We start from the raw sequence: 25,215 nt of genomic DNA on the forward strand, positions 1-25,215 counted from the left end.
GCGAAGGTGGCTGAGCAGGCGAGAGCCCGCCGTTTGACCGACGAGGAAGGGCAGGAGTTGTTAGGGATCGTGCAAGTGGGGCAGGCACGAGACGATCCCGGGGCCGCCGGGCGCTGATCGTGTTGGCGTCGACGCCGAGGTTGGCCGATAGGGTGATCCGGTGAGACTGACGCATTTCGGGCACGCCTGTGTGCGCGTCCAGGACGGCGATCGGGTGCTGGTGATCGATCCGGGCACCTTCTCCGACGCGGAGGCGGCGCTGCCCGGAGCCACGGCCGTGCTCATCTCCCACGAGCACCCCGACCACATCGACGTCGAGGCACTCAAGGCCGCCCGGGCGGGCAATCCCGCGCTGACCGTGCACACCCATGCGGCGCTGGCCGCCGAGCTCGGCGAGGGAGCGGTCGCGGTCGCCGCAGGCGAGACCTTCACCGCCGGCGGCTTCACCGTGAAGGCCGTGGGCGGCGTGCACGCCGAGGTCATCGACGGACTGCCCGGCTGCCCGAACCTCGGGTTCATCGTGGACGGCCTCTACCACCCGGGAGACTCCCTGTTCGTCCCCACCGACGAGGTCGACACCCTGCTGGTCCCGGCGGCCGGCCCCTGGGTGAAGATCGGCGAGGCCATCACCTTCGTCCGAGCCGTCCGGCCGGCCCGCGCGTTCCCGATCCACGACATCCAGCTCAGCAAGGTCGGTCTGGAATACTTCGACGCGTGGCTTGAGGAGGAGATCGACTACGCCCGCATCCCGGTGGGTGATTCGATCGATCTCTAGACCAATCACGATCTTGGTGAAGATCGGATACTTCCCGCTGTTCACCAATTGCTGGATGCGCGGGTAGCTCCGCGCCATCCACTCTGACTCGCTGAGCCCGTTGCGGCGGACTTCCTCCGCCGAGCTGATCTCCTCACGGATCGGCAGCGGCAGGACCGAACGGTCACTGATCGCGGCCGCGGTCGACGACCATGCTGGTGCTGTCGGTTATGGTGGCGGCATGGGTTGCTTCGCCGCTATGAACATCCGCGCCGCCGCTTAGCGGCGGTATCGCGGTTGCCGTAAACCGCGGCCTCATTGCCTGCCCCGCTGGGGTCAGTGCCAGGGCGTACCGCCGGATCAGTGTCCCGCCGGCAGCCCAATCGCGTGTCTCGCTGTGCTGCCGGATCGTCCTGCGTGATCCGGGGAGCAAATCCATGTCGCAGCAGTTCCATCCAACGCACCAAGATCCTTTCCCTCGCATGTCCGAGGCATTCCTCGCCGTCGCCGACAAGCTGGCCGCAGCCACCGCGAAAGCGGAGCCGAACCATGACGTGCAGCCCGAACCCGCCAAACTTCTCCTGATGGTCGGGCTCCCCGGCGCCGGAAAGACCACCCGGGCCGAAGAACTCGCCGCGGCGCACCGCGCGCTGCGGCTGACCCCGGACGAGTGGATGATCTCCCTGTTCGACGGGTCGCAGCCCGACGGCAAGCGCGACATCCTGGAAGGACGGCTCATCGCACTAGCCCTGCAAGCGCTGCAACTGGGCACCAACGTCGTGCTCGACTTCGGGCTCTGGAGCCGCGACGAACGGTCGGCACTGCGCTGGCTGGCAACATCGGCCGGGGCAGCCTGCCAAGTCATCTACCTGCCCATCGACAAGGACGTCCAACGCGCCCGGATCGCACACCGCCAGGCAACCGCACCGCACACGACATTTCCGATGAGCGAGGCGGACATCGACAAATGGCGGAAGCAGTTCCAGGCACCAGATGCCGCCGAACTCGGCGGCGGCGACATCCCCGGTCCGCCACCGGGGTGGCTGGGCTGGCCGGAGTGGGCCGCGGACCGGTGGCCCTCGCTCGCACACGGCAATGCCTCCGAGGCGCGGAGGCGACATCGGCCAGCGGCCGAGTGACGGATCCGTCGGGCACCGGCAAGTAGCACAGTGCCGAACCATCATGAATACCGCCGCAACGGCAGATATTGGGCATCCGCTCCTAGCAGGTCAGCAACTTCAGGTGGCTCAATTCCGTGATCGTTGCCCGGCTTAATTAGACGATCGCTGACACTTGACCTGCATCCCCCGTTTTCCCAGCTCAGCACGGGAAGATCAGTAGCCGGTTCCCAAGCTGACAGAGGCGGCGTTGGGCGACCGGCTGAACACCCCGCTCACACCGGAGATCATCGAAAGCCTGCCTGAAGGACCCGATGAGGACAACCGCCGCACCCAGCACTTCACCTACGTGCTCGACGCCACCAGTACCGACGGCCGCCGCGCCCGCGGCATCGTCCAGGGCCCCGACACCTACGGCACGACCGCGATGATCGCCGTCGAAAGCGCCCGCCGTCTCATCGCCGACCCTGCCAAGCCGGGAGTACTCGCACCCGCCCAGGCCTACCACCCGACCGCCTTCCTCGACTTTCTTATCCCGCATGGGATCCAGTGGATCATCGAGGACGCGCCGGCAACCTGACAATGAGCCTTCTCCGGTAACGATCAGCCGCGGGTGTGTGATCGTCTGGACGGCTCGCTGGATTGAGCGAAGGTCCCAGAACCCCGCGAAGCCCCTGCTAGAAGTGGTCTTGCCTAGAGATCAACTTCATAGAGCAGGACTTCGCCATCCTCATGCCAAGCGGCGGACGTTCCATGCCCATAGATCCGCGCCGAGCCCTTCGGCATTACAGAAGGTCAGGCTAGGGATCTTCGAGGCTTGGCGGCCTATGACAGAGCTCTGGCAGCCATTGAGAACTGGTACCAGCCCCGGCCCACCGAGCACCAGAGCCACGAAGGGGCAGACGTTCCCCTGCGCCTTCGTGTGCCCGTCGCGTGCCCGTAAGGAGGGTGATCCATGGGAACTCACGGGGAATCACGAATACTCGGAGCGCTCCATCGCAGATCAGCGTTTCCCCAGCTCACGCGCCCAGACCGTTAGAGGCTTCCCAAGCTGACAGCGCGGGTTCGATTCCCGTCACCCGCTCCGCACTTAAATACGTCTTCAACGAACAGGGTCCGGTTCGAGGACCTGCCAGTTCAGGCGTTCTCGGTGAAGACGTTCCATGGCTACCCAGCCGAGCGAGAACGGCAGGCCGCCCAGAGCGACGATTCCCAGAATGCCAAGTCCGGTGACGTCGAAGACAGCCCCCGGGCCGTCGAACAACTGAGCAACGGTCTGGAAAGCGAGGTGGAAACCTATGCCCGCCCAGATATCACCGGTGGCGACGCGGAAGCCACCAAGGACGAGGGCGAAGAGGAAGAAGACAAGGAGCCTGTCAGGGGAGGTGGCGGCTCCGACGAGGAATCCGAACAGGGTGAACAATGCGGCCTGCCCGATGACCGCCTGCCAGGCCGGCAACACGGTGGCGAGGTTGCGCTGCAGGTAGCCGCGGAAGACGAGTTCCTCCGGCAGCGCCTCGTACAGGATGACGAGCACGACCAGGAGCGCTGCCACTCGGAGGGCGTCCGCAGCGGAGGGGGGCAGGCCGATCTCGACCCAGCCGAATCCGAGACAGAGCGCGAACCCGATAGCGGCGGGGATGAGCCAGCAGACCATTCCGAGCATCAGGCGCCGCCAGGCGACACGCAAGGAGGGCAGCCCGAGGCCGATCCAGGGACGACGGTCGAGCAGGCGGCGGGCGGCCACAACCATGGGAATGACGAGAACCGTCGTGAGGACGGCCCTGGCGGTATGGGTAAAGCGGTCGTAGTCATAGCCGAGCGGGGTGCCATGGCACCCTGCGAGATTCGCGGTCGGCCAAGCACATCGCCACCTTCGCCACGACTGGGATCCGAGTCCGTTCCTTTCCTGCGCTGACGGCCGTCGTGATCGGCGTGCCAGATGCGTGCCAGAACGGACGGGGAACCGCGGTCACTCACGGGCATCCGCCCTACCTTGATGCACCCCGCGAGGGCCCAGGTACGAGGCCGGCCCCGGCCGATGTCGTTCGGCCGGGGCTGTGGTTCGGACGTTGCGTGGTGTCAGCGGGATGGGGACGGGCAGAACTCGGCCTCGACCGCTTTGGTGAGGGCGGCGATCGGGTTGTTCCAGTCGCCGTTCATGTTGGTGACGATGGTGTGCTTGCCGTCGCGGCTGCCCATGGCGTAGGTGTAGGAGCCGTTGATGGCGCCGCCCATGCCCCAGACCGTCTCACCGCAGGACAGTTGCTGCTGCCAGGTGCCCATGCCGTACCGTGTGCCGGGGATCCAGCCCGCCCCCTCGGTCGAGACGCTGGTGTTCCATATCTCCTTCTGCTGGGCCGGCGGTAGCAGCGTGCCGTCGTGGAGTGCGGTGAGGAAGCGGCTCAGGTCCCTGGTGGTGGAGACGACGCCGCCGGCCGCCCAGGCGTAGGCGGCGTTCTGCTCGGTGACGTCGTACGTCTTGGCGTCGGGGTCGGTCGACCACAGCCGGGAGTAGTGCCGCGGGTGCGGTCCGTGGATCCTGGTCTCCTTGCCCGGCAGGTACGTCCCGGACAGGCCGAGCGGGCGGGCGATCCGCCGGGCGAGCTGCTCGGCGTAGGTCTTGCCGGTCGCCTTCTCGATGATCATTCCGGCGAGGTCGTAGTTGGCGTTGGAGTAGCGGAAGGCGGTGCCGGGCTCGAAGTAGGGCGGGTACGCCATCGCGACCGCGATCAACTCTTCCGGACTGACCTTGTCGAAGCGATGCTCGAGGAAGCCCGGCCCTGTGTACTTGTAGATCATCTTCTCATCCAGATACATGTTGTAGAGCCCGCTGGTCTGGTTGAGCAGCTGCCGAAGGGTGATCTTGCTGCCATCGTTGCCGTTGCCCGTGACCAGGCCGGGCAGCCACTTCTCCACCGTGTCGTCCAGGCTCAGCTTGCGCTCGGCCGCCAGTTGCAGCACCAAAGTGGCGGTGAACGCCTTGGTGATGCTGCCGATGCGGAAGCGTTCCTGCGGCGTGCGTCGGCGGCCGGTCTCGGTGTCGGCCACTCCCGCCGCGGCGAACGTACGCCGGCCGCTGTCGCGCACCTCGGCGACCATGCCCGGAATCCCGGCGGCCACCGTCTGGTCCAGCACGGTCTGGACCGCCGATCGGGTCTCGGCGCTCGCCGGGGCGACCGCCACGGTGGTGGCTGCCAAAAGCGTCACCGCGGTGACGAGCGTTCGCAAGGTCGTCAAAGAGGGCATCAGAAACTCCTGCTGATCGAAAGGGGTGTCCAGGCGGGCACAGGTCAGGCGGCAGGTCTGGCGGGGTGGAAGGCCGCGTCGAGGACGTCGATGAACAGGCCCATGGGCGGCACGCCCCAGTCGCCGTTGACGTTCTGGGTGACGACGTGCTTGCCGTCACGCGTGCCGTACAGGTACGACCAGGTGCCGGTGATCATGCCGCCGTGGCCGTACACGGTGGTGCCGCAGGGCAGGGTGATCGAGGAGATGCCCAGGCCGTAGCTGTACCCGTCCAGCCACTTGCCGTCGGGGACCGGGGCCATGGTGAGCATCTCGGTCTGCTGAACGGGCGGCAGCAGTCGGCCGCTGAGCAGGGTGCTGAGGAAGGTGTTGAGATCGGCGGCGGTGGAGATGATCTCGCCGACGCCGAAGGCGTACGACGGGCTCAGTTCGGTGACATCGTGGGCCGGCGCGTCGGCGTCGGGCAGCATGAGCTTGGAGTAGCTGCTCGTGTGGGGACCGCGGAAGCCGGTCTCGCCGCCGGGAGCGTAGGTGCCGGTCAGCTTGAGCGGGCGGGCGATGCGGTATGCGACGGCGTCGGCGTACGACATGCCGGCCGCCTTTTCGATGATCATGGCGGCGAGGACGAAGTTGGTGTTGGAATAGCCCCAGCTCTGGCCCGGCTGGAAGTCGGCCGGATGGGAGACGGCGATCTTCACCAGGTCCTCGGGGGTCAGCTTGTCGAAGCGGTGCTCCAGCAGTTGGGGGCTCCAGTAGCGCTCAAGAACGCCCTCGTCGAGGGTGTAGGCGAAGATGCCGCTGGTGTGGTTGAGCAGCTGCCGGATGGTGATCCTGCTGCCGTCGTGGCCGTTGCCCTGAACGAGGCCGGGCAGCCACTTCTCCACGGTGTCGTCCAGGCTCAGCAGGTATTCGGCGGCCAGTTGCAGGACCAGTGTGGCGGTGAACGTCTTGGTGATGCTGCCGACGCGGAACTGCTCCTGCGGCGTGCGCGGGCGGCCAGTGGCGGTGTCGGCCACGCCTGCCGAACCGAACCACTGCTGCGTGCCGTTGCGGATCTCGATGATCGCACCGGGGTAGCCCTGCTCGGCCACAGCGGCCTCAAGCAGGCGCTGAACCTCGGTCTGGCCGGGGACGATCAGGTGTGCGGCGGTGGTGTCCTGGGCGTTCATGTGAGGTCTCCTTCGAGGGCTGGCGGCGGGTGATCGCCCGCTCTTTCACCGATCTTCGCGGTGATGGAAAAATTACGTTGCATGCGAGGAATCGTCAATCACAAATCTGCGAAGCAACGGAGTTTACGCAGTTAAGATGCCTAAATTCGTTGCATTATGATTGTCGATTAATGCAACGTGGATCAGCGTGAGTTGCATCCTGTTGCCGTCGGATGCACACTGGCGGTCAACCGAGATCCCCTGGGCCGCGCGCGGGTGATCGAGCGATCAGGAGGCGGACGCCGTGCCCGGAGACAGGCTCACCCAGCAGGACCGCCGTAAGATCGCGGACGGGCTGGCCGACGGTCTCACCTACGCCGAGATCGCCCGCCGCCTGAAACGGCCCACTTCTACCGTCACGCGCGAGGTGATGCGCAATGGCGGCCCCGGAGCCTACCGCGCCGACCAAGCCCAGAGCGCCGCCGACCGGCGCGTCCACCGTCGCAGGACCACCACCCCGGCGGGCGCGCGCGGCGATGCCGACGCCTACGGGCGCGACCAGCAAACCGTGCGTGAGGTGGCCGACCAGCTCACCGTCCTGCTGGTGCAGGCAGGGATCCCGCAGATGATGGCCAAAGTGCTGGCCGCCCTGTACACCACCGACAGCGGCAGCCTCACCTCCGCCGAACTCGTCCAGCGCCTGCAGGTCAGCCCCGCCTCTATCTCCAAAGCCGTCGGCTACCTCGAAGCCCAGGAACTCATCCGGCGCGAACGCGACCCTCGGCGCCGGGCCGAGCGGTACGTCATCGACGACAACGTCTGGTATCAGGCCATGGTGGCCAGCGCTCGCGCCAACGCCCTGCTCGCCGACACCGCCCGGCAAAGCGCCCGCACCCTCGGCCCGACCACCCCCGCCGGAGTCCGGCTGGAGAACATGAGCCAGTTCCTCACCCGCGTCGGCGACGACCTGGTCCGCTCGGCCGTGCACTGGCGCCAGATCTACGCCACCCCCCAGACGAGCGAGCACGGGAAACCTGACGCAGTTGACCCTGATCTGCTTGGCCCCATACGTGGTCTTCAAACGCCGTAACCATCATCTGCCCCCGCCGGGACGCGCTGGCTCGCCATTGCCAGGCGCGCGCCAATGACACGTTTCCTACCGGCAGCCCAACTTGGCCAGTCATGTGTATCAAGTAGGTGAGGTGCGAAAAGTCGGAACTCCGACGCGCCAAAATAGGGCGCAATAGAACTCTGGCTGTTATCGCACAAAAGCCTCCGAATGCTTGCTTCGTGTAACCCTTACGGTGCTCACGGCTATCTCACCTGTGTATGGCTTGTGTATGGCTTGTCGTCTGCACGTGAGGAGCGCGCATGCCCGCGTACCGGTTCAACTCTCCCCCCGGCTGGCCGGTCCCGCCTCGTGGGTGGAAGCCGCCGCAGGGATGGCAGCCGGACCCGTCGTGGCCGCCGGCTCCCACAGGCTGGGAATTCTGGGTTTCTGAGGAGGCGCCGGCCGTACCGGCTCCGAGCGCACCGCAGCCACCAGAACGTAAGGGTGGCGGGTTTTTCGGCGCTAAGAAGCGGCTCGAAGAGGAGAACACCCAGCTACGCCAATGGGTGGAGCGATTGGGTGGGATGGACGCCATGCGCATCGCGGCGATGACCGAGGCCCTGCACGTAGAGCACGCGGGACTGCACACCGCCATCGATGACACCACCCGGCGCTTGCGTGAGACGGAGCAGCGGGTCGTGCAGACCGAGGAGACCGTTCTGCTCCAGGAGGTGGGTGTCTACGAGTACCGGCATCCGCTGAGCGACGCGGTGGACTATAAGGACCAACTCGCGCGGGTGAAGGCTCGTATCAAGGAGATGGTCAGAGAGGGGCGAGCCGTCGTCGGCGCCACCAGTTGGCAGGTGAACGGGTCGGTAGCCGAGGGACGCAAGATGGTGCGCGACTTCTCCAAGCTGATGCTGCGCGCGTACAACGCCGAGGCGGACAACTGTGTGCGGACCATGCGCCCGTACAAGCTTCAGTCGGCGATCGATCGGCTGGAGAAGGCCGTGGAGACGATCGTCAAGCTGGGACGGACGATGAACATCCACGTCCATGCTGACTATCACCGCGCGCGGATTCACGAACTGGAGTTGACGGCCGACTACCTGGCCAAGCAAGAAGAGGAGAAGGAACTCATCCGGGCGCAGCGCGAGCAGCAGCGTGAGGAGGAGGCCGCACGCCGCGAGTTCGAGCGTGAGAAGGCGCGCCTGCGCAAGGAGGAGGCGCACTACCGGTCAGCACTGGCCAAGCTGCTGAAGAACGGCGCCGCGTCCGCAGAGAGCGTGGACGAGTTGAAGGCCAAGCTGGAGGAGATCGGTGCGGCTGTCACCGACGTAGAGGCCCGCGAAGCGAACATCAGGGCTGGGTACGTGTACGTCATCTCCAACATCGGGGCGTTCGGGGAGAACGTCGTGAAGATCGGCATGACCCGCCGGCTGGAGCCTGAAGACCGCGTGCGCGAACTGGGTGACGCCTCAGTGCCGTTCAGGTTCGACACGCATGCGCTGATCTTCAGTGAGGATGCGGTGGGACTGGAGGCTCGACTGCACGCAGAACTGAGCGATCACCGGCTCAACAAGGTGAACCTGCGACGAGAGTTCTTCCACGCCACTCCGGCCGAGGTGCGTGACCTGCTACAGAAGATCGCTGGTCAACACCTCCTGGAGTACCGCGACACGGCCGAAGCCCTGGAGTGGCGGCAGTCGGTCGGGGCGACCGAAAAACGTAACTCCATCCGGGTTGGCGGATAGGGTACGCGTCCTCCGGACCCAGGCTTTGATTTTTTGCGAAGCTGTTCGATCTTCTCGGGCCCTTAGAGCTTTAAGGCTGAGGTTACGGGCTTGCGGATCGCCGTCAGCATCGATGGTCTTAAGAAATTCGAGTGCGCCATGAGTGCAGCCGGGTGTTGCATGAATCAGATGATCGACGAACCGCTGGAACGACTCCGCGCCGCCGCAAGAGGCACCCGCGAACTGGCCCTGAACCGGGCGGCCACCGGCCTGGGTCACGAGGACGCCGACGACGACGACGGCACGATCGGCACGGACGGTGCCCTCGGGTTCGACCCGTTCCCGCTGCTCGAAGCTCTCCACCGCAACGGCGTCCGGGCCGTAGTGATCGGGCAAGTCGCCGGCATCATGCACGGATCCACCGAACTGACCGGCGATCTGGACCTGCTCTGGGACGGCGCCCCGGCCCACGCCCCGGCCCTGGCGGCCGCCTTCACCTCCGTCAGCGCCCAACTCGCCGACGAGAAGGGCAAACCCGTAGCAACTCACCCGGATTCCCTTCTCCGCCCCAAAGTGCAGTTCACCTCACCCGAAGCCAGCGGCGACTGCTGCACCCCGGCGCTCCCCTGGGGAACCCTCCCGGTCCGAGAGTGTCTCGACCGCGCGATCACCGCAGTCGACCCGGGCGGCCTGGAAGTTCACTACGTCTCCCGAAAAGACCTGATCCAGCTGCGCCGCGCCATAGGCCGCCCTAAGGACCTCCGCCGAGCAGACGAACTGGACTCGTCCGCCTCAGACCGCCGAGGTTGACGGCCCACCTCCCAACCCCGCCGAAGTGATTGGAGACTCCTTCTAAAGGGCCCGGTGGAGCGGCTTGGATGACGCGCAACCGGCAATGCTGCAGGCCGGGCCCGCCGCTCATGGCTGGGGTGATCAGTGCTGGACGCTGGGCTGGGTCGTGGCGATGATCGAGCGGCGGCGTTTTTCTATGTCTTACGCCACCAGGACCGCCGCCCCGAGCGCGTGCCCGACGGCCGCCTCGTTGAACGCCCGGATGGCCGCCGTCTCCGCCGCCTTCACCCACGCCAGGCCGAGGATCGAGGGAGGCAAGCCCGTGACGGGGACGAAGCTGACATCCGGGCGCGTGTGGTGAGCCGCCGTGGGGGTGCAGAACAACATGCCGCCCCGGTCGAGCGCCACCTGGGTCAGGCCCTCCTGGCTGGTGGCCACCGTACCGGCCAGGGGAATGGGGCGGCCGGAAGGGGTTGTGGGCGGTGCCACTCGTTCGCGCCACGTGCGCGGGGCCGGGCCGTCCAGACCGATCAGGGATACTCCGGTCAGTTCCTCCGCGCCGATGCTCGCGCGGGCGGCCAGCGGGTGGCGTGAGGAGACGCCGAGCTGGTACGAGACCCGGTTCAGCCCTTCACCCGTCGTCAGATCGGGCTCGTCCACCGGGAGCAGCGTGAACGCGATGTCCACCTGCCCGGCCCGCAACTTGCCGAAGGGGTCGGAGAGCGGGATCTCCACCAGCTCCGCCTCGCACCCCGGGTAGCGGCTTTCGAAGGCGCGCACGCTGCCGGTGACGACATCCGTGGGCGTGGCCAGGAAGCCGAGCCTGATCACGCCTGTCACCTCGCGGGCGGCCGCCTTGGCCCGGCTGACCGCGTTCGCGAGGCCGTCGTAGGAGGGGCGCAGGTCGGCCAGGAAGCGTTCGCCCAGGGGTGTGAGGCGCACGCGCCTGCTGGTCCGGTGGAAGAGCCGGCCGCCGACCCTGGTCTCCAGCGAGCGCACGAGCTGGCTCACTCTGCCGGGTGACAGGTAGAGGCGTTCGGCCGTACGCGCGAAGTGCAGCTCCTCGCTGAGCACGACGAAGCACTCCAGCTCCCTGAACTCCATCTCCACCTCCACCTGATCGCTTAGCCCACCTAAACCAAGCCTTCGACCTTCGCCATTGTTCCCGCTGGTGGCCGGCAGAAAGCTGGCTGGCATGACCATGACTGATGTTTCCGTCGGCACTCGGGCGCGCTGGCTCGCCGTGTTCTCGGTCGCGGTGGGCACCTTCACCATCGTGACCAGCGAGATGCTGCCCGTTGGCCTGCTGACCTCGATCGCCGACACCCTCGGCGTCTCCGACGGGACGGCCGGGCTGATGATGTCGGCGCCCGGACTGGTCGCCGCTGTGTCCGCGCCCGTGGTGGCGATCACCACCCGACGGTTCGACCGGCGCGGCACGCTGCTGGGGTTGATGGCGCTGCTGGCGGTGGCGAACCTGGCGGGCGCGTTCGCGCCGAACTACCCCGTCATGCTGGCCGCCCGGGTGCTGACCGGGGTGAGCATCGGCGGGTTCTGGGCCTTCGCGGCCGGACTCGGCCCGCGGCTGGTGCCCGAAAGGTCCGTCGGGCGGGCCACGTCGATCATCTTGGCCGGGGTGTCGGTGGCGTCGGTATTGGGAGTGCCCGTGGCGACGTTCATCTCGTCGTTCGCGGGGTGGCGGACCGCGTTCATCGCCATGGGGGTGCTGGCCCTGGCCCTACTCGCGCTGCTGGCCACCACTCTGCCGCCCCTGCCCGGCGAACCTCGAGCCCACGCGTCCGAGCCGTTGTCCCGCGAGGCCCCGGCCCGCGCGTCGGAGGGGCGGCTCACGTGGCTCTCCGGCCCGCTCAAGGTCGTCCTCGGCCTGACCGTCTTGATCGTGTCCGGCCACTTCGCGGCCTACACCTACGTCCGGCCGTTCCTGGAGCAGGTCTCGCACGCCGGTCCCGCCCTCGTCAGCACCGCCCTCCTCCTGTACGGCGCCGCGGGCGTGGCCGGCAACTTCGCGGCAGGCGCATGGGCGGCCAGGAACCCCAAGCCGGTCCTGGTCGCGCTGGCCGTGCTGATGGCGTTCTCCATGGCGGCGCTGCCCCTGATCGGCCTGCCCTTGATCGTGCTCATGGTGTGGGGCTTGGGCTACGGCGGCGTGGGCGTGACCCTGCAGCTCTGGATCATGCGGTCGGGCGGCGGCGAAATGGGCACGGCGCTCTTCGTCGGTGCCTTCAACGTCTCCGTCGCGCTCGGCTCGTTCGCCGGCGGCCGGATCGTGGACAGCGTGTCGATCTCCGCGGTGATGTGGGTGGGAGCCGCGCTCGCCGTGGTCAGCGCGGCCGTCTCCGGCATCTCCGGCAGGAGCCGGCGGACGACTGGTTCATGAAAGGATCGCGCCCGATCGGGGTGCCGCAGTGGGAGCCGGGCAGGTCGTGGCGGTCGTACACCTCCAGCGAGTCGTCGGATGTCATGGCATGCGGGCCCACGCGCGGATGTGCGACACGTCCGTGACCTCCCATTCCGGCTCCTCCTTGAGGACGAAGCGGCGGAGGAACTCGAGCGTGAACCGGGACACCAGCCGGGTGACCCGCTCTCCGTCCGCGGAGCCGAGACGGTCGAGGTGCCGCTTGCCGGGAATCAGGGTCAGGTCGGTGAAGTCCCGGTGCATCGTGCCCTTGATCTTGATCCGGACGATGTCCTCGCGCAGGCCCATACCGGCGAAGTCCTCGTAGAAGAAGTCGTTGTAGTAGTACCGGTCGGTTGCCCCCTCCCGGTAGTCCGCGACGTTGGCCTGGTTGGCGCAGAGCGCGAGGATCGGCACGCGGGCCGGACGGCCGAACAGGTCGCTCCCGTAGTGCACCCCGTCGAGGTTGACGGCGGCGCGGGCCCTCGGATCGGCGTGAGCCGCGCTCACGGCGGCCGAGCCGCCGAAGGACATGCCGACGTAGGCCAGCCTCGACAGGTCGCAAGCGGCCACGAGGTCGTCAGCCGGCGAGCCTTCGAGCGCGTCGGCGACCGCGATCATGCGGTCGCGCCACTCCCTGGCGACGGCGACCACCTCGCCGGTCGCCCACAACTCGTCGAACCAGGCGAAACGAGCGTCGATGTCATTGCCCGCCCGCATGAAGCCCTCGATCCGGGCGAAGAGATCGGCGGCGGCGCTCAGGAACGTCTGGTCGGTGTCGAGCGTCGATCCGTCAGGGCGGGCGGCGAACCCGCCGCCCCGCTGGAGCACGCTGACGGCCACGAATCCGTGGGAGGCGAGTTCCTCCATGAGCGCGGTGTTCTGGGCGGGATACAGGTCCGCGCCGTGGGAGAACACGATCACCGGGTGGCGTCCCGGCAGGACTGGGGCGTCGGCGTGACTGTTCGTGGTCGCGTCGGCGAGGAGGGCCGTGGACGTCGCCGCGTCCCAGCCCGGATTGCGCCGGGCCGTCCACGCGAGGAGGAGTTCTCGCTCGGGCCCGACCGCGTAGGCGCGCGGCGGAGTGGCGGTCCCGGCGGGCGCCGGATACCACGCCCGGGTCAGGAGCTGGGAACCGAACTCCAGATCCCGTACTCCGACGGCGTGCGTACCCGTGGGCGTCGGTAGCCGGATCATCGGCGTCCCTCCGCGCAGTCGAAGGCTGTGGTCACATAGGCGATGCTCTGCCGCGTGCCGATGACGCCCGGGGTGTTCGCGTTGTCCATCCTGTTCATCACGTAGGCGATGGTCAGGTTGCGGTCGAGGTCGTTGACGACGATCGAGCCACCCCATCCGCCCCAGAAACAGATCTTGGATTCGGGCAGGTAGGGCAGCACCTCGGGCATGGTCAGGCCGAAGCCGACACCGAACCGCCGCGGCGCGCCGAGTACGAGGTCGACCCCGCTGGCCTGCTCGTCGAAGACCAGCTCGATCGTCTCCGGGCTCAGCAGACGGTGACCCCGCGCGACGCCGCCGTGCGACATCGCCGACTGGATGAGGGCGAGTGCGCGAGCGTTCGTGTGCCCGTTGCCCGAGCCGATGTCCGCGGCGCGCCACTCGTCGCTCCAGCTCGCGGCGGCGTCGGGGGCCGGCGAGGTCAACGCCCTGAACGTCACACCGGCGGGGTCGAGCGCCGTGAGGTCGACCGGCCGGGGCGGCGGCGGGACGATGTTGGCGACCCGGCCGTAGTCCGCGCGGGGCACACCGATGCTGAAGTCGGCGTCCAGCACGGAGGCGATGTCGTAGGCGACGAACTCCTTGAGCGAGCGGCCGGTGATCCGGCGGAGCACCTCGCCGACAAGGTGGCCCTGGCTGAGCGCGTGGTAGCCGGAGGCGGTGCCCGGCTCCCACCAGGGCGCCTGGGCCGCGAGCCGCGCGGTGGAACGATCCCAGTCGTAGAGGTCGTCGAGCGTGACCGGCTGGTCCCAGGCCGGAAGCCCGGAGGTGTGGGCCAGGAGGTGCCGGACCTCTATGTCCTGTTTGCCGGCAGCGGCGAACTCCGGCCAGTAGGTCGCGACCTTCTCTCGCACGTCGAGCAGGCCGCGGTCGACGAGCATCAGCGCGGCGAGCGCCATCACGGTCTTGGTCGAGGACCACACACAGGTGATGGTGTCCTCGGCCCACGGTGTCCTCCTGGCCTCGTCCATCCAGCCACCCCAGATGTCGACGACCAGTTCGCCCTCGTGCACGACGGCGATCGACGCACCGAGTTCGCCGTCCGAGTCGAGCTGCCCGGCGAACTCTTCGGCGAGCCGCGCGAACCTGCTCGTGTACGTGCCTGCGAGGTCAACCACGGTCCGCTCCTCGCGGGTCCGTCAGCCAGATCAGGCCGTCGCCGAGGCGGCTGCGCCACCATGTCTCGTCGTGGCCTCCGGCGAACTCACGGTAGACGTAGTCGTAGCCCTTGAGGGTGAGCACGTCGCGAAAGTGCCTGCTGGCGTGGATCTGGTGCGGAGTCGCGGGCGGCGGTCCCGTCTCGAACGCCCCGACGTCCTGGTAGATCCGGATCGGGGCCCGTTCCGCCCGTGTGTACTCCCCGATGATGGCGGGCGTCCTGGACCTGGCGCCGATCGCGCGAGGGCCGGAGCCGGCGAGCTGGAAGTACTCCCGCAGAGTGTCCGGGTCCCACCAGACCGACCCCGAAAGCATGAGTACGTTGCCGAAGACCTCCGGGTGGCGCAGGCCGGTGTAGGCCGCGCACAGTCCGCCCAGGCTGCAGCCGGCGATGACGGTTCCAGCCGGATCGGCGGTCAGGTGGTACGCCTCCCGCGCCCACGGCAGCAGTTCCTCGGCGAGGAAGCGGGAGAAGCCGGCGTCGCACGTCAGCTCGGCGTTGCGGTCGAGCTGCCCGACGAGGATCGCCGCCGTGGGTGCGATCCGACCGTCGGCGTGCAGGTTGTCCAGGACCGTCACGGCGCTGTGCCGGGCCTGACCGTCGAGGACCACCAGGACGCCGAGCGGGCCGGCGAGGTGGTCGTGGCCCGGCGGCGTGTACACCCACACCTCCCGGCCGTCGCCGAGGACCGCACCGGTCACGGTCCCGCGGGGCGTGTCCGGCCGCCGGTCGGCCCAGGAGAGCGGCTCGGCACCGGGGCAGACCAGGATCGACTCCGGGGAGCCGAGCACACTGTAGTCGTGCGGTTCGCGTACGCGGGCGTGCTCGTCGCCGATCCGCTCACTGCCGGACCCGGCAAAGACCTCGAAGTGGTACGTCGCCCGCACATCCGACTTCACCGGCCACGTGGCGAACCATGTTGACGTGCCCGGCGCCAGGGACAGGGTGCGGCTCTCCGGAGGGAGCGAACTGACCGCCTCGTTCACCACGACCCGCTCGACCGGCCGGTCGGCGTACCAGAGGAAGGTCACCAGGCACGCGTCCGGATCATCCGGATGGGGCTCGATCAGCGGCGTGCCGGCCGATCGCAGGTCGGCCCAGAGTGCCGCCTCGGCCGCGAGGGGGTCGTCCGACTCCAGCAGAGCCCTGATGCGCGGGCCGTCTTCCATACCATGCCAGCCTCTCCTGGTCGTGACGCCTTCCGACTCCACGAACCCAAGCACAGCCGTGCGGACGGATGGCCCATCGCTAGGGATCGGCCATCGCGGCCCGCGAGACGACGGAATCGTGCCAGGGATCGAGCGGAACTACCCCGATCGACCGCCCGTCCGCGTCGAGGATGCGACCCATGCGCTTGGCCGTCCGAAGCGTGACCATCCGGTCGCAGACCTCCAGAGCGGGGATGGCCGCGGTCATACGCGCCTCGGCGCTCTGGACGTCCGACATCCCGCGCAGCCACTGGCTGACGAAGAGGTTGGTCCGCGCGGCGATGGCGAAGGTGCCGCGGTTCTCCGGCAGCGCCGCCAGCGCCCGGCCGGCGGATTCGAGGGCTCCGGCGGGCACGCGCGTGAGGTAGTTGACGAGGATCGGCCAGCCCGCTGCCTCAGGGGTGACGTCGCATCGCATCGAGATGAGGCCCGCGGCCCGCATCGCCGCGAGCCTCCGGGTCGTCGTCGAGGCGCTCTCCCCGAGTTGCTGCGCGAGGATGGCAGCCGGGGCCCGGGCGTCCAGGCTGAGTGCGCGGAACAGCGCCCGGTGCCGCTCGGTGACGGCGATCGGCCGAGATCCCGGGTTGGGCCGCCGATCCAGATGCTTGATCTCGTCGCGGTCCAGGGCGTCGAGGCGCCAGGAACTGCCCTCGCCGTACATCTGGGTGATCGGATAGAGCTCGGTGCGCAGCACGCCGGGAAGTGCGCCGATCTGGTCGATCACGAGGTCGGCCAGCGCGTGTGGGGAGTCGGCCATCAGCGTCAGGACGAGGCTGCGACCCGACGCGGCGATCGCGATCGACGCGACTCGCGGATTGACCCGCAGGGCGGCGATGACGGCCGCCCGATCACCGGGACGGCATTCCAGGTCGAGGTACGCGGGCGAAAGCTGGCGCATGAGACTCGGCCCCGGCGTGACAAGTACGGACACGAGGCCGCGGTCGACGAGCCGCTGCCAGCGACGCGCGGCGGTGATCGGGTGCAGGCCGCAGGCCGGTCCGACGGTCGTCCAGGGCGCGCGGGGGGCGAGCTGGACGGCGTGGATCAGCCGGAGGTCGTGCTCGTCGAGCTCCTGGCGCACGAATCCTTCACCTCCGGCGAGGAAATGCCGATCCACTGATGATTACGGGTCACCACCACCATAAATGGCGTTAATCAGACGATGATGCTGACTGAGCTGCGCCGATCCCTGCACGCCGACCCCGAGCTGGGGCTGGAGCTCCCCCGCACCCAGCAGCGGGTACTGAGCGCTCTGGCCGGGCTCCCGCTGGAGGTGACCCGCGGAACAACGCTGAGCTCGGTGACCGCCGTGCTGCGAGGACGTCCGGGAAGCGGCGGCGCGCCGGTCGTCCTGCTACGTGCGGATATGGACGCGTTGCCGATCACTGAGCAGGCGGACGTCCCCTACAGGTCCCGCAACCCGGGGGCGATGCACGCGTGCGGGCACGACCTGCACACGGCGATGCTCGTGGGGGCGGCGCACCTGCTGTGCGCCGCCCGGGACGATCTGCCCGGCGACGTGATCCTCATGTTCCAGCCGGGCGAGGAAGGACACGACGGGGCCGCGAAGATGATCAGCGAAGGGGTCCTGGAAGCGGCAGGGCCTCAGCCGGTCGCGGCGTACGCGCTGCATGTGCAGTCCGTACGGCCGAGCGGCATGTTCGCCACTCGGTCCGGCCCGATCCTGTCAGGTCACGCGCAGCTGCGGGTCACCGTGCACGGCAAGGGCGGCCATGGCGCGGCGCCTCATCGCGCCCTGGATCCGGTGACCACGATGGCGGAGATGATCACGGCGGTGCAGAGCCTGGTGACGCGGAGGTTCGACGCGTTCGATCCGGTGATCGTGACCGTCGGCCACGTGTCGGCCGGCTCGCACGGCACGGCCATCCCATCGTCGGCGTACTTCGAGGCCACGATCCGCAGCTACTCCGAACACCACCGGGCCGAGGCCACGCGGCTCCTGACCGAGCTGATCAACGGCATCGCCGCCGCTCACGGCACGACGGCCGACCTCGGCTTCGACGCCGAACTCCCGGTGACGGTCACGGACGACGCCGAGACCGGCTTCGCGGCCGGCGTCGTCCGTGACCTCTACGGCGCGGAGCGGTTCGCCACGATGCCGCACCCTCACCCCGCGTCGGAGGACTTCTCCCGCGTCCTGGCCCAGGTCCCCGGCGCGTTCGTGTTCCTCGGCGCCCGCCCGGCCGGACTCGATCCCGGCGAAGCCCACGAGAACCACTCCCCTTTCGCGAGCTTCGACGACGGAGTGCTGCACGACGGCGCGCGACTGCTCGCCGAACTCGCCGCGCGCCGGCTCAACGAGGCCGCGGTGACTGCACCGTCATCGAGTCGGGTACGGCCAGGGCCGAGGTGAGACCGGCGTCCACGGGCAGGACCACTCCGGTGATCCACCGGGAGCGTCCGCCCGCGAGGAAGAGCACGGCCTCACCGACGTCCCATCCCGTGCCCTCGGTCCGCAGCGGCGCCGCCAGCCTGCGGCGCTCACGGTCGTCCTGGCTCAGCCCCTGAGCGTAGACGTTGGGCGTGTACATGTAGCCCGGCGCGACGGCGTTGACGCGGATGCCGTCCGGCCCGTGCGCGGCGGCCATACTCCTCGTCAGGTTGACGATCGCGCCCTTGGCCGTGCTGTAGGCGAGGGAGGGATGACCGCCGATCAGCCCGGCGGCCGAGGACAGGTTGACGATCGAGCCGCCACCGGCCGCGCGCATCCGCGGTATCGCGAACCGCGACATGAGCATCATCGAGGTGACGTTGACCCGCAGGCAGGCGTCCCAGGCGTCGAGATCGACGTCGACCGCGGTGCCGGGCGGCCCGGCGACACCGACGTTGTTCACCAGCACGTCGACGCGGCCCCAGGTCTCGACCGCGCGCCGTACGATCGCGGCGCAGTCGTCGGGGAGGGACACGTCGCCCCGCACGCACAGGCACTCCCCGCCGCGTTCGGCGATCAGCTCCTGCGTCTCGGCCATGTTCCGGTCGGCGATGTCCACGATGACGACCCGCGCGCCCGACTCCGCGAGCCGTACCGCGGCCGCTCGGCCGTTGCCGATTCCGGCGGCGAGGGAGCCGCCTCCCGTGACGATCGCGACCTTGCCGTCGAGCTCTTCCATCCTCACACCCGCCTCTCGCGCCCGGCCCAGTACGGCTCGCGGACGGCCTTCTTCAGGACCTTCCCGTTGGCGCTGCGCGGCAGCGAGCGCACGAAGTCGACGGTCTTCGGCGCCCGGATGCCGCCCAGGCGCTGCCTGCACAGGGCGATGAGCTCGCCTTCGGTTACCTGCTCGCCCGGATTGAGCTCGACGACCGCCTTGACGGCCTCGCCCCAGTCGTCATGCGGCACGCCGACGACCACGCAGTCCTGGACCGCGGGATGCGCCCAGATGACCTGCTCGACCTCGCTCGGGTAGACGTTGAACCCGCCAGAGATGATCATGTCCTTCTCGCGGTCGGTGATGTGCAGGTAGCCGCCCTCGTCGAGGAAGCCGATGTCGCCGGTGCGCAGCCAGCCGTCCACCACGGTTTCGGCCGTCAGATCGGGCGCGTTGTAGTAGCCCTTCATCACCAGGTCGCCCCGGACGCAGATCTCACCCGGCACCCCGCTCTCGACCGGGCGGCCCGCGGCGTCGCGGATCTCGACGCTGATCAGCGGGTACGGCCGGCCGCAGGAGGAGAGCCGCTCGGGCGGAGCGAGCCGGCCGTCGACGAAGTGCTCCTCGGGCCGCAGGAACGAGATGGCCGCGGGCGCCTCCATCTGCCCGTAGCACTCCATCAGCACCGGGCCGAACACCCCGATCGCGCGGGCGAGCTTCTCCGTCGACATGGGCGCGGCGCCGTACAGCAGGTAGCGCAGCGAGGGGAAGTCGTCGCGGTCGATCCCGGGCAGCTCCAGCATGCGGTAGATCACGGTCGGCGGCAGGAACAGCTCGGTGATCCGGTGCCGTGGAATCGCCTCCCGCACGGCAGCCGGTTCGGCCCTGTCCAGGATGACCACGGTGCCGCCGCGTGCGGTGACCGGCATGGTCAGCAACCCCGACGCGTGGGTCATGGGTGCGGCGGCGAGGTTCACGATGGGCTCGTCGGCCCGATAGGAGATCGCCAGCAGCTGGTGGGCGAACGACGCCGCGAAGCTCCGGTGGGTGTTCATCACGCCCTTCGGCAGGCCCGTGGTCCCGCCGGTCGGGGCCACCGCGACCACGTCGTCCAGGTCGTACCGGATCGCGGGCGGCCTGTCGTCCGCGCCCTCGACGAAGTCAGCCAGCGAGTCGATGCGGACGTACTGTCGCACCCCTGGCAGCATCGGCCGGAGCTGCTCCACCACCGGCTCCAGCGAGCTGTGGAAGAACACGACCTCGCAGTCGAACCTGTCGAGCAGGAGCCCGTTGTCATCCACCGGGGCGGCCGGGTTCAACGGCACCCACGTCATACCGGCGCGCCAGATCCCCAGCACGCAGATCCACGCGACCGGGTCGTTGGGCGACAGGACGGCCGCTTTGGTCTCGCGGGCGAACCCCCGGGCGAGCAGCGCGTGCGCGATCCGGCACGAGAGCCGGCCGGCCTGCTCGTAGGTCCACGTGCGCTCGTGCATGATGTACGCCGCCCCGGACGGGTTCTGCCGCCAGCCTCGGTCGAAGAAGTCGATGATCGCCATGCCCTCACCCGCCCAGCACGGTGATCGCGGCGACCGCTTCTTCTCCTGCGAGGAACCCGCCGCCGTTCTCGGCGACCGCGATCCGCGCGCCGGTCACCTGCCGTGCGCCCGCCTCGCCTCGAAGCTGCGTGACCAGCTCATACACCTGCGCGAGCCCGGTCGCCCCCAGCGGATGTCCCTTCGACTCCAGGCCGCCCGAGGGATTGACCGGCAGGCGTCCGCCGAGCGACGTGACACCCGACTCGGCAGCGTGGCCGCCCTCACCCATCGCGCACAGCCCGAGCAGCTCGGTCTGTGCGATCTCCGCGAACGCGGTCGCGTCGTGCACCTCGGCCACGTTCACGTCCTCGGGCCCCACTCCCGACTGCTCCCACGCCCGCTGCGCGAGCAGCCTCGTGATGGCCCGGTCGTGGTCGCCGAGCGCGCGGGTGTCGCCCGTGCCGACGACGCTGGCCAGCACGCGCACCGAGCGCCGCGAGCCGAGCCGAGCCAGCGCCCGGCCGCCGATCACCACGGCCGCGGCGGCGCCGTCGGTGGTAGGCGAGCACATCGGCACCGTCAGCGGGTACGACAGCGCCCGCCCCGCCAGCACCTCTTCCACGGTCATCGCGATCCGGTAGTGCGCCTTCTCGTTGTGTACCGCGTGCTGGTGGTTCTTCGCCGCCACCGCCGCGATCTGGCGCCGCGTGGTCCCGAACGCCGCCATGTGGGAGCGGGCCATGGCGGCGTAGATGTCCATGAAGACACTCCGGCGGCCCACCGCCGAGTCGTCGACGTCTCCGCCGAGCTCGGTGAGCACCCGCCCCAGTTCCTCCGGCGCTGACACGTCGTACCCGCCCTCGAAGACCTTCATGGTCCTTGCCCGGTCGCCGACGTTCATCCGCTCCACGCCGACAGCCAGCGCGATCTCCGCGGCGCCCGCGCGGACGTGGTTCACCGCCAGGTGCAGCGCCGTCGCCCCGGTGGCGCACGCGTTCTCCACGTTGAACACCGGAATCCGCCGTGTCCCCAGAGCCCGCAGGACGATCTGGCCGCCCACCATCAGCTGGCCCTCCAGCGCGCCCTGCGCGGTATTGCCGTAGAACGCGGCCTCCACTTCGCCCAGGGTCAACCCGGCATCGTCCAGCGCGCCGGTCACCGCCTCACGTGCCAGATCCCGCACGCCGCGGTCGGGATGGACGCCGAACGCCGTCATGCCGGTCCCGGCGATCCACACGGGTTCACTCACCTCGACCAACTCCTTCGATCACCAGCCATGCTGGCGCGCCGACGAATCGGGCGTCGAGGTCGAAACCGCCGACCATGGTTGTGCGATGGTCCAATCAGCCGAGGGCGCCGAACTCCAGGGCCCACGCCAGTTCGACGATCACCTCGGTGGACGCCAGCGATGCCCCGGTGAGCTCGGTGAACCTGTTCAGGCGATGGCGCAGCGTGTTGACGTGCACGACGAGGGCGGCCGCGGTGCGGGCGATGTTCTGCCCGTTGTCGAGATAGGCGCGCAGCGTCACCTCCAACTGCCGGCCGAACTCCCCGTGCTCGCGCAGCGGCGCGAGGTACCGCTCCACCAGGTAGGCCCCGACCTCGGGGGCGTTCGCGGCGGCGACCCGCCACGAGAGGTCCTCCAGGGCGAACACACCCTCGGTACGCAGACGCGTAGCCGTTTCCAGCACGTTGCCCGCGGTACGGAAGGACTCGGCCTGTCGGGCCAGCGGCAGTAGCGCCCCCATGCCGACCACCAGCCCCGGCACGGGCGCGGGCCTGCGCGCCACGACTCCGGCGCAGTCGCCGCCGAGCACGGCGATCAGCGCCGGCCTGCCGGGCGCGCTGCCTGCGCGTTCGAGCAGGCGCCGCAGCTCCTCGACGCCACCCCTGCTCTCGCCCCGCGCGCGCACCGCGATGTACCGCCCGAACTCGTCCAGCCCATAGGCGGCGCAGCGGCGGCCGAGGTCAGCCTGGCCGATCGTGCCGGTCAGCAGGTCGCGGACGAACTCCTCGCGCAGGTGGGAGTCGCGCAGGGCCTGCTCGACGGTCCATTCCTGATACCAGCGCATGACCTGGTGCGTGAACGCGTCGCCCAGCGACCACAGCAGCCGCGAGCCGTCGAGCGTCAACTCCGGGGCGACCCCTTCGGCGAAGGCGATCTCGATGAACCGCCGCTGGATCACCCCGATGTTCGCGCGGTAGCCCCACAGCATGTCCTCGATCGGCACGCCCTGCCGCGCCCGCTCACGTGTGATGCCGGACTCCGGCAGCTCCTCCGGCGAGAGCTCCCGCCCTGATCGCAGCGTGCGCACCGCCGTGTCGAGGTTGCGCCGCGCCGACTCCGCCAGCGCGGCTGACGGGATCGGCGCGTACGACGGCAGCTCTCCCAGCAGAACGAGTGTGCGCTCCAACAGCAGGTCGCCGTCACCCGCGAGCCGCCGCACGGCAAGGTCGAACGCCTCACGCGTCATGAGAGCACATCTCGGAGCCGGCCACGCGAGGGAATTTGGGGAACGCGCGGGAGCGCGGGGTGCTCACGGTGCGGCGGGACAGCTGGCCGATCTCGCGGTTCGACAGACCCTCGGCGGCCAGGCAGGCGATCTGGAGCACCAGGACGGTGAGCCGCTTCGAGGCAGCGGGAGTGCGCTTGCCGGTCCGCATACGGTGCCCGTCGATCAAGCCCTGATGACCCTTGAAGGGTTTGCCGATCGGTTCGCCGCTGGCCAGGTCCCATACCCCCACCGTGTGATCTCCTTCGCCGTTCGTCGGCGGCGGGCCACCGGAGACCGCCACCGGGCGTCCTTGGTGATCATTGAGGGGTTTGCGGACGGGAGCGCCGGTGGCCAGGGCCGACACCAGCACCGTACCGTTGTGGCCCCCGGAGACCACCACCGGACAACCATCCAACTGCGTCACCGCCACCGACAGGACCCACGCGTGTTCATCGTGGACAACGGGACCCGCGAGGTACGCGCCGGCATCTTCGTGGCCCAGGCCCTCAACCACGCCAACCATCACCGGGAGCAGGTCTGCGCCATCCTGACCGGCCTCGGTATCGAGCCGCCGGACCTCCAGGCCCGGGAGTACGCCTGGGACACCGGGCGGATCTGGGACCGAGAATGACTCCTCACCATCGTCCTGTGGCGGCTGATCTCACGACTCGTGGCGGGCCTAAGCCCACCGGTCCCTTGGCGCCGACGAACGAACACCTCGCTGTGGTCTGCCGTGTGCCGGTCCATGCGCGTCTGGGAGTGGAGGCGCCGCGACCGGTCGGTAGCTCACGCCGAGCCGGCCGACCGGGCGACCTGGGCCTGCAGCGCGCGCAACGATTCGGCCACCACCTCCGGGCACTCCTCGTGCAGGAGGTGACCCGCCCACGGGACCACCCGGACCGTGAGGTCGTCGGCGTACCGCTCGCCGCCCGGCAGGAGATCCGGCGGTATCACCGGGTCCTGTGCGCCGCCCAGGATCACCGTTGGTACAGCCAGCCGGAGGCTGCGGTGCGTGCCGAGGAGCAGCGCCGGAATGTCGCGCAGCACGTACTGCCAGAACATCGACTGCCCCGCGTGCGCCGACACGGCGGTCGCGGTGGCGAACTCGTTGAGGTCGGCGGCACGCCACGCCGACGGATCCGCGACGCCGTACCTCAGCAGGAACCTCGCGAAGCCCGGCCGGCGCCGCAGTATCCACCGGCCCAGCACCGGATACTCGACCACCGCGGTGAACCACATCCGCCACAGGTTCCGCAGCACGGACAGGTGCCGCGGCCACGGATGGACCATGTTCAGCGCCAGGTACGCGCCGACCCGCTCGGGGGCACGCAGGCACAGCCGGAAGCCGACCTGCGCGCCCCAGTCGTGCGCGACCAGGACAACCCGGTCAAGGCCAAGTTCGTCCAGCAGGGCCAGCACTTCGTTCCTCAGCTTCGGCGGGCCGGGTTTCGTGGCTGGCCTGGATTACCGTGTCGACATGAGTCAGAGGACTGACGTACACGCATCTGCCCACCCGAACCCTGTCGAGATCGCTATTGCGACCGACGATGACCTTCCTCAGATCGTCGAAATTCTGAACCACGCTACGGCGAACTCAACCGCTACCTTCGCCACCCGACCGACCAGTGTGGCCGAACGGCGCGATTGGTTTGAGCAGTTCTCCTCGACCGGGCTCTATCGACTGCTCGTTGCTCGAGACGGCAGCCAGGTCCTGGGGTTCGCTTACAGCCAGCGTTACCGAGAGGGCGATGCCTTCCAGGAGACTGTCGAGGTAAGTATTGCGCTGCACGTCAGTTCCCGAGGCCAGGGCATCGGCACCTTGCTCTATCGTGCGCTGTTCGATTGCCTTGCTCACGAGCCGGTTCACGTCGTCCTCGCAGGCATTGCCATGCCCAATGACGCATCGGTCGCACTGCACCGAAAGTTCGGCTTTACGGAGGTTGGCGTGTTCCGTGAGTATGCCGTCAAAAATGGACAGTACATCAGCTCGCTGTGGATGCAGCGTCTTTCCCCTCGGTAGCTACACAGGTTGAATTCGTAGAGTCGGTCATGGCTTTGTCGGGGTATCGAGGGTGAGTCCGGTCTGGGCCAGGCAGCCGGTGAGCAGGTGGGGCCGGTATTGGATCTTCTTCAGCTTGCGTTTGACGATCCGGACGAGACCGGCCAGGTCGGTGACAGCGAAGTTGGTCATGGCCCGGCGGAGCAGAG

General features: G+C 68.7%; 24 protein-coding genes. 10 read left to right on the top strand and 14 right to left on the bottom strand.

Features of this window, described 5'->3' with window-relative positions:
* The first annotated feature begins 160 nt into the window (after nt 1-160).
* The 3 genes from KLK06_RS55915 to KLK06_RS55925 all read left to right on the top strand — a co-directional run bounded on the left by KLK06_RS55915 (nt 161) and on the right by KLK06_RS55925 (nt 2,452).
* Entirely contained in the window at nt 161-775 is a 615-nt protein-coding gene (locus KLK06_RS55915; protein WP_214644051.1) for an MBL fold metallo-hydrolase, read from the top strand.
* Nucleotides 776-1,191: 416 nt separating this feature from the next.
* Nucleotides 1,192-1,893 carry an ATP-binding protein gene (locus KLK06_RS55920; RefSeq protein ID WP_250907561.1) on the top strand — a complete coding sequence of 234 codons (702 nt, stop codon included), beginning with the start codon at nt 1,192-1,194 and terminating at the stop codon, nt 1,891-1,893.
* 229 nt (nt 1,894-2,122) lie between these two features.
* Nucleotides 2,123-2,452 carry a hypothetical protein gene (locus KLK06_RS55925; protein ID WP_214644052.1) on the top strand — a complete coding sequence of 110 codons (330 nt, stop codon included), beginning with the start codon at nt 2,123-2,125 and terminating at the stop codon, nt 2,450-2,452.
* A 522-nt stretch (nt 2,453-2,974) separates the two neighbouring features.
* Here KLK06_RS55925 and KLK06_RS55930 read toward each other — a convergent pair.
* From KLK06_RS55930 to KLK06_RS55940, 3 genes are all read right to left on the bottom strand, one after another.
* Entirely contained in the window at nt 2,975-3,625 is a 651-nt protein-coding gene (locus KLK06_RS55930; protein WP_214644053.1) for a CPBP family intramembrane glutamic endopeptidase, read from the bottom strand.
* 329 nt (nt 3,626-3,954) lie between these two features.
* Complete coding sequence (locus KLK06_RS55935; protein ID WP_214644054.1) at nt 3,955-5,121, bottom strand: serine hydrolase; 1,167 nt, start codon at nt 5,119-5,121, stop codon at nt 3,955-3,957.
* A gap of 44 nt (nt 5,122-5,165) precedes the next feature.
* Entirely contained in the window at nt 5,166-6,290 is a 1,125-nt protein-coding gene (locus KLK06_RS55940) for a serine hydrolase (RefSeq protein WP_214644055.1), read from the bottom strand.
* A gap of 283 nt (nt 6,291-6,573) precedes the next feature.
* Between KLK06_RS55940 and KLK06_RS62850 the strand changes: the two genes are divergently transcribed.
* The 3 genes from KLK06_RS62850 (at nt 6,574) to KLK06_RS55955 (ending at nt 9,863) form a co-directional block, all read left to right on the top strand.
* Nucleotides 6,574-7,359 (top strand): GbsR/MarR family transcriptional regulator, encoded by a 786-nt coding sequence (locus KLK06_RS62850; RefSeq protein ID WP_214644056.1) that lies wholly within the window; start codon nt 6,574-6,576, stop codon nt 7,357-7,359.
* Between the two features lie 545 nt (nt 7,360-7,904).
* The gene (locus KLK06_RS55950) at nt 7,905-9,074 is read left to right on the top strand and encodes a DUF4041 domain-containing protein (protein WP_250907562.1); all 1,170 of its coding nucleotides are present in this window, start codon (nt 7,905-7,907) and stop codon (nt 9,072-9,074) included.
* A 168-nt stretch (nt 9,075-9,242) separates the two neighbouring features.
* A complete protein-coding gene (locus KLK06_RS55955) occupies nt 9,243-9,863 on the top strand; it encodes a hypothetical protein (protein WP_250907563.1) in 621 nt (206 codons plus the stop codon).
* 183 nt (nt 9,864-10,046) lie between these two features.
* On the opposite strand, the gene KLK06_RS55960 is transcribed toward KLK06_RS55955, so the two are convergent.
* Complete coding sequence (locus KLK06_RS55960) at nt 10,047-10,949, bottom strand: LysR family transcriptional regulator (protein WP_214644059.1); 903 nt, start codon at nt 10,947-10,949, stop codon at nt 10,047-10,049.
* A 91-nt stretch (nt 10,950-11,040) separates the two neighbouring features.
* Here KLK06_RS55960 and KLK06_RS55965 point away from each other — a divergent pair, with 91 nt between their 5' ends.
* Nucleotides 11,041-12,243: an MFS transporter gene (locus KLK06_RS55965; protein ID WP_214644060.1), complete on the top strand. Its 1,203-nt coding sequence runs from the start codon at nt 11,041-11,043 to the stop codon at nt 12,241-12,243.
* Nucleotides 12,244-12,324: 81 nt separating this feature from the next.
* Here the strand turns inward: KLK06_RS55965 and KLK06_RS55970 are convergent, their stop codons facing one another.
* The 4 genes from KLK06_RS55970 to KLK06_RS55985 all read right to left on the bottom strand — a co-directional run bounded on the left by KLK06_RS55970 (nt 12,325) and on the right by KLK06_RS55985 (nt 16,945).
* A complete protein-coding gene (locus KLK06_RS55970) occupies nt 12,325-13,458 on the bottom strand; it encodes a hypothetical protein (protein WP_214644061.1) in 1,134 nt (377 codons plus the stop codon).
* Nucleotides 13,455-14,615, bottom strand: coding sequence for a serine hydrolase (locus KLK06_RS55975; RefSeq protein ID WP_214644062.1), 1,161 nt, complete (start codon nt 14,613-14,615; stop codon nt 13,455-13,457). Before KLK06_RS55975 ends, KLK06_RS55970 begins: the two co-directional genes overlap by 4 nt.
* Complete coding sequence (locus KLK06_RS55980; RefSeq protein ID WP_214644063.1) at nt 14,608-15,825, bottom strand: esterase family protein; 1,218 nt, start codon at nt 15,823-15,825, stop codon at nt 14,608-14,610. Before KLK06_RS55980 ends, KLK06_RS55975 begins: the two co-directional genes overlap by 8 nt.
* Before the next feature lie 79 nt (nt 15,826-15,904).
* Complete coding sequence (locus tag KLK06_RS55985; protein ID WP_214644064.1) at nt 15,905-16,945, bottom strand: Lrp/AsnC family transcriptional regulator; 1,041 nt, start codon at nt 16,943-16,945, stop codon at nt 15,905-15,907.
* Nucleotides 16,946-17,026: 81 nt separating this feature from the next.
* Between KLK06_RS55985 and KLK06_RS55990 the strand changes: the two genes are divergently transcribed.
* Nucleotides 17,027-18,238: a M20 family metallopeptidase gene (locus tag KLK06_RS55990; RefSeq protein ID WP_214644065.1), complete on the top strand. Its 1,212-nt coding sequence runs from the start codon at nt 17,027-17,029 to the stop codon at nt 18,236-18,238.
* Here the strand turns inward: KLK06_RS55990 and KLK06_RS55995 are convergent.
* The 5 genes from KLK06_RS55995 to KLK06_RS56015 all read right to left on the bottom strand — a co-directional run bounded on the left by KLK06_RS55995 (nt 18,180) and on the right by KLK06_RS56015 (nt 23,407).
* Nucleotides 18,180-18,995, bottom strand: coding sequence for an SDR family NAD(P)-dependent oxidoreductase (locus KLK06_RS55995; RefSeq protein WP_214644066.1), 816 nt, complete (start codon nt 18,993-18,995; stop codon nt 18,180-18,182). The genes KLK06_RS55990 and KLK06_RS55995 overlap by 59 nt on opposite strands.
* A 2-nt stretch (nt 18,996-18,997) precedes the next feature.
* Nucleotides 18,998-20,533 carry an AMP-binding protein gene (locus KLK06_RS56000; protein WP_214644067.1) on the bottom strand — a complete coding sequence of 512 codons (1,536 nt, stop codon included), beginning with the start codon at nt 20,531-20,533 and terminating at the stop codon, nt 18,998-19,000.
* Nucleotides 20,534-20,537: 4 nt separating this feature from the next.
* Entirely contained in the window at nt 20,538-21,761 is a 1,224-nt protein-coding gene (locus KLK06_RS56005) for a thiolase family protein (RefSeq protein WP_214644068.1), read from the bottom strand.
* 94 nt (nt 21,762-21,855) lie between these two features.
* Nucleotides 21,856-22,986 (bottom strand): CdaR family transcriptional regulator, encoded by a 1,131-nt coding sequence (locus KLK06_RS56010; RefSeq protein ID WP_214644069.1) that lies wholly within the window; start codon nt 22,984-22,986, stop codon nt 21,856-21,858.
* Nucleotides 22,976-23,407, bottom strand: coding sequence for a hypothetical protein (locus KLK06_RS56015; protein WP_214644070.1), 432 nt, complete (start codon nt 23,405-23,407; stop codon nt 22,976-22,978). Before KLK06_RS56015 ends, KLK06_RS56010 begins: the two co-directional genes overlap by 11 nt.
* 45 nt (nt 23,408-23,452) lie before the next feature.
* Here KLK06_RS56015 and KLK06_RS56020 point away from each other — a divergent pair, with 45 nt between their 5' ends.
* Complete coding sequence (locus KLK06_RS56020; protein ID WP_214644071.1) at nt 23,453-23,638, top strand: DinB family protein; 186 nt, start codon at nt 23,453-23,455, stop codon at nt 23,636-23,638.
* A 155-nt stretch (nt 23,639-23,793) separates the two neighbouring features.
* Here KLK06_RS56020 and KLK06_RS56025 read toward each other — a convergent pair whose 3' ends face one another.
* Nucleotides 23,794-24,426, bottom strand: a complete 633-nt coding sequence (locus KLK06_RS56025; protein ID WP_214644072.1) for an alpha/beta fold hydrolase — start codon at nt 24,424-24,426, stop codon at nt 23,794-23,796.
* A gap of 58 nt (nt 24,427-24,484) precedes the next feature.
* On the opposite strand from KLK06_RS56025, the gene KLK06_RS56030 reads away from it, so the two are divergent.
* A complete protein-coding gene (locus KLK06_RS56030) occupies nt 24,485-25,027 on the top strand; it encodes a GNAT family N-acetyltransferase (RefSeq protein WP_214644073.1) in 543 nt (180 codons plus the stop codon).
* Nucleotides 25,028-25,215 lie beyond the last annotated feature (188 nt).

Origin of the sequence: Nonomuraea sp. NEAU-A123, from assembly GCF_018603905.1 — a bacterium.
Classification (GTDB): Bacteria; Actinomycetota; Actinomycetes; order Streptosporangiales; family Streptosporangiaceae; genus Nonomuraea.